The organism is Rhizobacter sp. P2_H2, from assembly GCF_056403375.1.
Genome location: NZ_JBFUFP010000275.1, coordinates 1 through 5,741 on the forward strand (window position 1 = coordinate 1; position 5,741 = coordinate 5,741).

General features: G+C 64.4%; 9 protein-coding genes. 1 reads left to right on the forward strand and 8 read right to left on the reverse strand.

The window, feature by feature from the left end:
• The coding region (locus AC1D15_RS15630; protein ID WP_477826690.1) for an EscU/YscU/HrcU family type III secretion system export apparatus switch protein at positions 1-451 on the reverse strand (451 nt) is incomplete at its 3' end.
• 197 nt (positions 452-648) lie between these two features.
• Here AC1D15_RS15630 and AC1D15_RS15635 point away from each other — a divergent pair.
• Positions 649-1,161 (forward strand): hypothetical protein, encoded by a 513-nt coding sequence (locus AC1D15_RS15635; protein ID WP_477826691.1) that lies wholly within the window; start codon positions 649-651, stop codon positions 1,159-1,161.
• Positions 1,162-1,320: 159 nt separating this feature from the next.
• On the opposite strand, the gene fliR is transcribed toward AC1D15_RS15635, so the two are convergent.
• Genes fliR through AC1D15_RS15670 form a run of 7 tightly spaced genes read right to left on the reverse strand, consistent with a single transcriptional unit; the run spans position 1,321 to position 5,630 of the window.
• Positions 1,321-2,082 carry a flagellar biosynthetic protein FliR gene (fliR, locus tag AC1D15_RS15640; RefSeq protein ID WP_465111050.1) on the reverse strand — a complete coding sequence of 254 codons (762 nt, stop codon included), beginning with the start codon at positions 2,080-2,082 and terminating at the stop codon, positions 1,321-1,323.
• A gap of 49 nt (positions 2,083-2,131) precedes the next feature.
• Positions 2,132-2,401 (reverse strand): flagellar biosynthesis protein FliQ, encoded by a 270-nt coding sequence (gene fliQ / locus AC1D15_RS15645; RefSeq protein WP_047500495.1) that lies wholly within the window; start codon positions 2,399-2,401, stop codon positions 2,132-2,134.
• A gap of 19 nt (positions 2,402-2,420) precedes the next feature.
• Positions 2,421-3,179, reverse strand: a complete 759-nt coding sequence (gene fliP / locus AC1D15_RS15650) for a flagellar type III secretion system pore protein FliP (protein WP_477826692.1) — start codon at positions 3,177-3,179, stop codon at positions 2,421-2,423.
• A 22-nt stretch (positions 3,180-3,201) separates the two neighbouring features.
• Entirely contained in the window at positions 3,202-3,555 is a 354-nt protein-coding gene (locus AC1D15_RS15655; RefSeq protein ID WP_047500487.1) for a FliO/MopB family protein, read from the reverse strand.
• A gap of 3 nt (positions 3,556-3,558) precedes the next feature.
• Positions 3,559-3,957: a flagellar motor switch protein FliN gene (gene fliN, locus AC1D15_RS15660; protein ID WP_369820469.1), complete on the reverse strand. Its 399-nt coding sequence runs from the start codon at positions 3,955-3,957 to the stop codon at positions 3,559-3,561.
• A gap of 28 nt (positions 3,958-3,985) precedes the next feature.
• Positions 3,986-4,990 (reverse strand): flagellar motor switch protein FliM, encoded by a 1,005-nt coding sequence (gene fliM / locus AC1D15_RS15665; RefSeq protein WP_047500482.1) that lies wholly within the window; start codon positions 4,988-4,990, stop codon positions 3,986-3,988.
• Between the two features lie 34 nt (positions 4,991-5,024).
• Complete coding sequence (locus AC1D15_RS15670) at positions 5,025-5,630, reverse strand: flagellar basal body-associated FliL family protein (protein ID WP_465111049.1); 606 nt, start codon at positions 5,628-5,630, stop codon at positions 5,025-5,027.
• Positions 5,631-5,741: the final 111 nt, after the last annotated feature.

Consider the following 5,741-nt stretch of genomic DNA (forward strand, 5'->3'; position numbering starts at 1 on the left):
GCGCCAGCACCGCGCCCTTGATCGCCTCGATCAGCTGCTGCTTCGAGAACAGCTTGCCGATGCCGGTGATCGGGTTGAACTTGTCGAACTTGGGCGCGAGCGGCTTCAGCGTCCAGACCCAGCCGCCGGCCGCCACCGCGACGGCGATGCCGACCACCATCATCAGGAGGCCCATCGGCAGCACGACCCAGATCAGCTTGCTCGTGAGCTCTGCCAGCCGCTCGCCCATCGCCTCGGGGTTCTTCGCCATCGTGGCGTTGAACTGCAGGCCGGTGGCGAGCAGCTGCTTCAGCCAGCGCGACAGCAGCGGCGCCGCGGCCACCAGCGCCGCGCCGCCGACCGCGATCGCCGCGAAGTGCGACAGATCGCGCGAACGCGCGACCTGGCCCTCGGATCGGGCCTTGTCGAGCTTTCGCTGCGAGGCGGGCAGGTTGCGGTCTTGGTCGGACATGGCGGGGGCGGAATTGCGCTGCCGCGATTGTTCCGGGGTGGCCCGTGAACTTGAGCGAGAAGAAGAGGCAAAAGACCTGTCACTTCGCGCTAGCTATGGACAAACGGTCCCTCGTCCGAAGATCAACTTCGTTGAACCAAAACGCAGCGTGCGTGACAGAGCTGTCTTCTCACCAACTTGCCTGCCGAAGGACATCGATGCAAATCATCAAAAAGCTTTCCGATCGAGTTCGCCCTATGGGGATCTTGCCCCGGATAGAGTTCAACGTCACCGAGGAACATAGGGAAGCGGCGCGGCAGTGCGTGCGGGACGCAGTCAAAGAACGGAAGCAACTGGCTCCGGTCACTCCGACTCCGTTTGCAAAACATTTGCCCGGACAAGGCCCCTACTTCTATTGGCAGGCGTGTCATATGACGAAACTTTCCGGGCAACCTTATCTACCACCCGAGCTGATCACGGAAATCCTTGCCATGGAAATGGCACTGATCAAGACCGGTCTGTGCAGCCCTGCCAGAGTCGGCCCCCCGCCAACGACGCTGGAAATGATTGTCACAAGAGCAAACAACCAGCTCCTTCTGACCTCAGACGTCGACTTCTTCACCCACGCGCCAAAGAACGCCCCCGGCCTGGCAAGCTCCTGGCCTCCATCGCCGACTATCTCAAAGGTCATCGCTCCAAGACCTTCAAGAAACTTGCGAAGGAGCTCGTGAACTCGCAAAACGATCAGGAACGGTACGCCGCCGTCCTGGAGAAGATCATTGAGAAGGCCAAGGAAAAGCAGGCCCGATGACGCGTCTCCAGCTGCGATGCCGACAGGCGCGTCTGAAACTTTCCCCGACGATCGACCACAACTCACCCGCCAGACTCGCCTACTGAAACCTACTCAGCATCTGCTCCAGCGCCATCGTGAACGGCGCCTGCATCATCGGCAGCGTCAGCAGCACGCCCACCAGGCCGACGCCGAGCGTGATCGGGAAACCGACCGCGAAGATGTTCATCTGCTGGGCGATGCGCGAGATCACGCCCATCACCAGGTTCACGAACAGCAGCATCGTGACCATCGGCAGCGCGATCCACAGCCCGAGCTTGAAGACCTCGGCGCCCCACAGCTGCGGCTGCAGCACGTGCAGGGCGCTGAACGGCTCGGCCGTCACCGGGAAGGCCTGGAAGCTCTGCACCATCGCCGCGATCATCAGCAGGTGGCCGTTGATGATGATGAACAGCCAGCCGACGATGATGCCGAAGAAGCGGCCCACCGCGTTGCCCTCGGCACCGCTCATCGGGTCGAAGAAGCCGGCGAAGTTCAGCCCCATCTGCAGCCCCACCAGCTCGCCGGCGAACTCGATCGCGGCGAACACGATGCGCGCCGAGAAGCCGAGCGTGATGCCGATCAGCACCTGCTGCAGCACCACCGCATAGAGCATCGGCGAATCGAGCGGGATCACCGGCATCGCCGGCAGCGAGGCCTGCGCACTGATCGTGATCAGGAACGCGAGGCCGACCCGCACCCGCACCGGCACGTTCTTCTGCGACAGCAGCGGCGCGCTGCTGAACAGCGCCAGCACGCGGATGAACGGCCACAGCAGCGGCGTCAGCCAGGCGGCGAGTTGGGCGTCGGTGAAGGTGAGCATGATTTCTTCGGCACCAACCCTTCGACAGGCTCAGGGCGAACGGCTTCTTTCAACCCACCACCGACGGAATCGCGGTCAGCGTGCGCTGCACGTACTCGACCAGCGTGGTCAGCATCCACGGCCCGGCGAACATCAGCACCGCCACCGCCGCGACGATCTTCGGCACGAACGACAGCGTCTGCTCGTGGATCTGCGTGGCCGCCTGGAAGATGCTGACCAGCAGGCCCACGCCCAGCACCACCAGCAGCACCGGCGCCGACACCATCAGCAGCAGGTACAGGCCCTGCTGGCCCAGCGTGAAGACTTGTTGGGAATCCATCGGAATCTCTTCAGTGAGTTCAGGTCGAGAAGCTGGCCGCCAGCGACCCGAGCAGCAGGTTCCAGCCATCGGCCAGCACGAACAGCATCAGCTTGAACGGCAGCGCCACCAGCACCGGGCTCAGCATCATCATCCCAAGGCTCATCAGCACGCTCGCGACGATCATGTCGATCACCAGGAACGGGATGAAGATCAGGAAACCGATCTGGAACGCGCTCTTCAGCTCGCTCGTCACGAAGGCCGGCACCAGCACCTTGAACGGCACGTCGGCGGCCTTCACCGCGGCATCCACCTTCGCGAGCTTCGAGAACAGCATCAGGTCGGCCTGGCGCGTCTGCTTCAGCATGAAGGCGCGCATCGGCACCTCGCCGCGCTTCAGCGCCTCGTCGAAGGCGATCTTGTTCTCGGAGTACGGCTGGTAGGCATCGGCGTAGACCTTGTCCAGCGTCGGGCTCATCACGAAGAAGGTCAGGAACAGGCTCAGCCCGACGATCACCTGGTTCGGCGGCGCCGATTGCGTGCCCATCGCCTGGCGCAGCAGGCTCAGCACGATCACGATGCGGGTGAAGCCCGTCATCATCAGCAGCACCGCCGGCAGGAACGACAGCGCGGTGAAGAACAGCAGCGTCTGGATCGGCACCGAGTAGCTCGTGCCGCCCGCCCCCTGCCCCACCAGCAGCGGCAGCGCGGCACCACCGCTTGGCGCAGCCTGCGCTAAAGCCGCTGCAGGAACGGCCGACAACACCGTCAAGGCAGCGATCGTGCCGATGCGGCGCACGCGGGCCGAAGAAAACAAATGCTCAGCGTTCACCGGTCGACCCCTGGTCACGACGGAAACGCGACAAGATTTGCGCAAAGGCGGGATGCACCGCCGGCATCTGCGGCGGCGCCGCTTCGCTCTGCGGCGCCATGTTGTGCAGCACCGTGATGTTCTGCGCCGTGACGCCCAGCACCAGCCAGCGGCGCTCGTCGCCCTGCCCCACCTCGACAGTGACAAGGCGCTGGTTCGACGACAGCGGCAGCGCAGCCACGCTGCGCATCACCCCCAGCCCGCCGGCACCGCCCATCGGCGTGCGCTTGAGCAGCCACAGGGCCACCGGGATCATCGCGATGATCGCGACGAACCACATGAACGACGTGATCGCAGGCGACATCGCTCAGGCACCCTTGCTCAGGCGGCGCATGCGCTCGCTGGGCGTCACGATGTCGGTCAGCCGGATGCCGAACTTGTCGTTCACCACCACCACCTCGCCCTGCGCGATCAGGTAGCCGTTGACCAGCACGTCCATCGGCTCGCCCGCCAGTGCGTCGAGCTCGACCACCGAGCCCTGCGCCAGCTGCAGGATGTGCTTGATCGGGATGCGCGTGCGACCCAGTTCCACGGTGAGCTGCACCGGGATGTCCAGGATCATGTTGATGTCGTTCGGCGCCGACGGCCCCGCACCCGACGCGAAGTTCGTGAACGCCACCGGCGACACCTGCTCGGCCGCGTTCTGCACCTCGGAGGCGGTCTCGGGCTTGGTCTCGGCGAGTGCGGCGGCCCACTCGGCGGCCATCGCGTCCTCTTCGGACGGCGCTGCGTTGTCAGCTGACATTGTTTTCCCCCAACCAGCTCATCGACGAGCCGGTCAACAGTTGATCGATCTTCAAGGCGTACTTGCCGTTGGAGGTTCCGTAGTGGCAATCGAACACCGGCACGCCCGACACCTTGGCCTGGATGCCGGCCTGCAGGTCGAGCTCGATGAAATCGCCGGGCTTGAACGACAGCAGCTGCTCCACGGTGGCCGGGGCCTGCGCCAGCTCGGCCACCAGCTCGACCTCGGCCGACTGGATCTGCTGCTTCAGCAGGTTCACCCAGCGCTTGTCCGGCTCGTTGCTGTCGCCCTGGATGGTCGAATACAGCACGTCGCGGATCGGCTCCAGCGTCGAATACGGGATGCAGAAATGGATGGTGCCGGTGGTGTCGCCGATCTCCAGCGTGAAGCTGGTGGCCACGACGATCTCGCTCGGTGTCGCGATGTTGGCGAACTGCGGCTGCATCTCCGAGCGCTGGTATTCCAGCTCGAGCGGGTAGATGCCGTGCCAGGCCTTCTTGTATTCCTCGGTCACCACGTCGACCAGGCGCGTGATGATGCGCTGCTCGGTCGGCGAGAAATCACGGCCCTCGATGCGGGTGTGGAACTTGCCCGCGCCGCCGAACAGCGAGTCGATCACCGCGAACACCAGCGTCGGGTCGCACACCACCAGCCCGCTGCCGCGCAGCGGACGCACCGAGACGATGTTGAAGTTGGTCGGCACCACGATCTCGCGCAGGAAGGCGCTGTACTTCTGCACCTTGATGCCGCCGATCGAGATCTCCGGGCTCTTGCGGATGAAGTTGAACAGCCCGATGCGGATGTTGCGCGCGAAGCGCTCGTTGATGATCTCCATCGTGGGCATGCGCCCACGGACGATCCGCTCCTGGCTGGCAATGTCGTAATTGCGGATGCTGCCGTGCTGGACTTCTTCCTCTTCCAGCTTCTGGCTTTCCCCGGTGATGCCCTGCAACAGCGCATCGACTTCGTCTTGCGAAAGGATCTGCTGGTTCATGGGGTGGGCCTGAGGGTGACGACCGGATGCGGCGTCACTGGATGATGAAGGTGGAGTAGTGCACGTGCGTGACCGGGTTGTGCACCGCGGCCTTGCGCTTCTTCTTGCCCTTCTTGCCCTTGGACGCGTCGTCGTCGGCGTCATCGGCGTCGACCTCGATGCCCAGCGGCAGCACCGCCTCGCGCATCACGTCCTTGGCGAGCTGGATCTTGCCGTTGCCGTCCAGCAGCTGCTGCGAGGTCTTGTGCGACATCACCATCAGGATGCCGCTGCGGATCGCCGGCATGTAGACCTTCAGCTGCTCGGCGAACTTCGGGTCGTCGACCTCGAGCGTGACGCCGATCTGCGCGAAGCGCTCGGCATCCTTGTCGGCCAGGTTGACGACGAACACCTCCAGCGGCACGAAGGTCGGGACCGTCTTGTGCTCGTCCTTGGCGTGCTTCTCGGGCGCGGCGGCACCGGCATCGTCGCCGTCTTCTTCCTCGGCGGCTGCGGCGGCCGCGGCGGCCTTCTTCTTCATCACCACGACGGCGCCACCACCGCCCGCCACCAGCGCGAGCACGGCGGCCACGATGATGATCAGCTTCTTCTTGCCCTTCGGGGCTGCACCGGCAGGGGCGTCGGCGACGGCAGTGGACATGGACATTTCCCTCGTTGGAGCCCGCTCGGCAGCGCCACGACGGCGCCGCACTCGCGGGTTGCAATGGGGAAATTATGGAAAACGGGCGGAAATCCTAAAGCGCGATAAGCG

Bases quoted from the DNA above. Each gene is read 5' to 3' on its own strand.
- AC1D15_RS15635 (WP_477826691.1), top strand. From the start codon at position 649: ATGCAAATCATCAAAAAGCTTTCCGATCGAGTTCGCCCTATGGGGATC.
- fliR (WP_465111050.1), bottom strand. From the start codon at position 2,082: ATGCTCACCTTCACCGACGCCCAACTCGCCGCCTGGCTGACGCCGCTG.
- fliQ (WP_047500495.1), bottom strand. From the start codon at position 2,401: ATGGATTCCCAACAAGTCTTCACGCTGGGCCAGCAGGGCCTGTACCTG.
- AC1D15_RS15655 (WP_047500487.1), bottom strand. From the start codon at position 3,555: ATGTCGCCTGCGATCACGTCGTTCATGTGGTTCGTCGCGATCATCGCG.
- fliN (WP_369820469.1), bottom strand. From the start codon at position 3,957: ATGGCCGCCGAGTGGGCCGCCGCACTCGCCGAGACCAAGCCCGAGACC.
- fliM (WP_047500482.1), bottom strand. From the start codon at position 4,990: ATGAACCAGCAGATCCTTTCGCAAGACGAAGTCGATGCGCTGTTGCAG.
- AC1D15_RS15670 (WP_465111049.1), bottom strand. From the start codon at position 5,630: ATGTCCACTGCCGTCGCCGACGCCCCTGCCGGTGCAGCCCCGAAGGGC.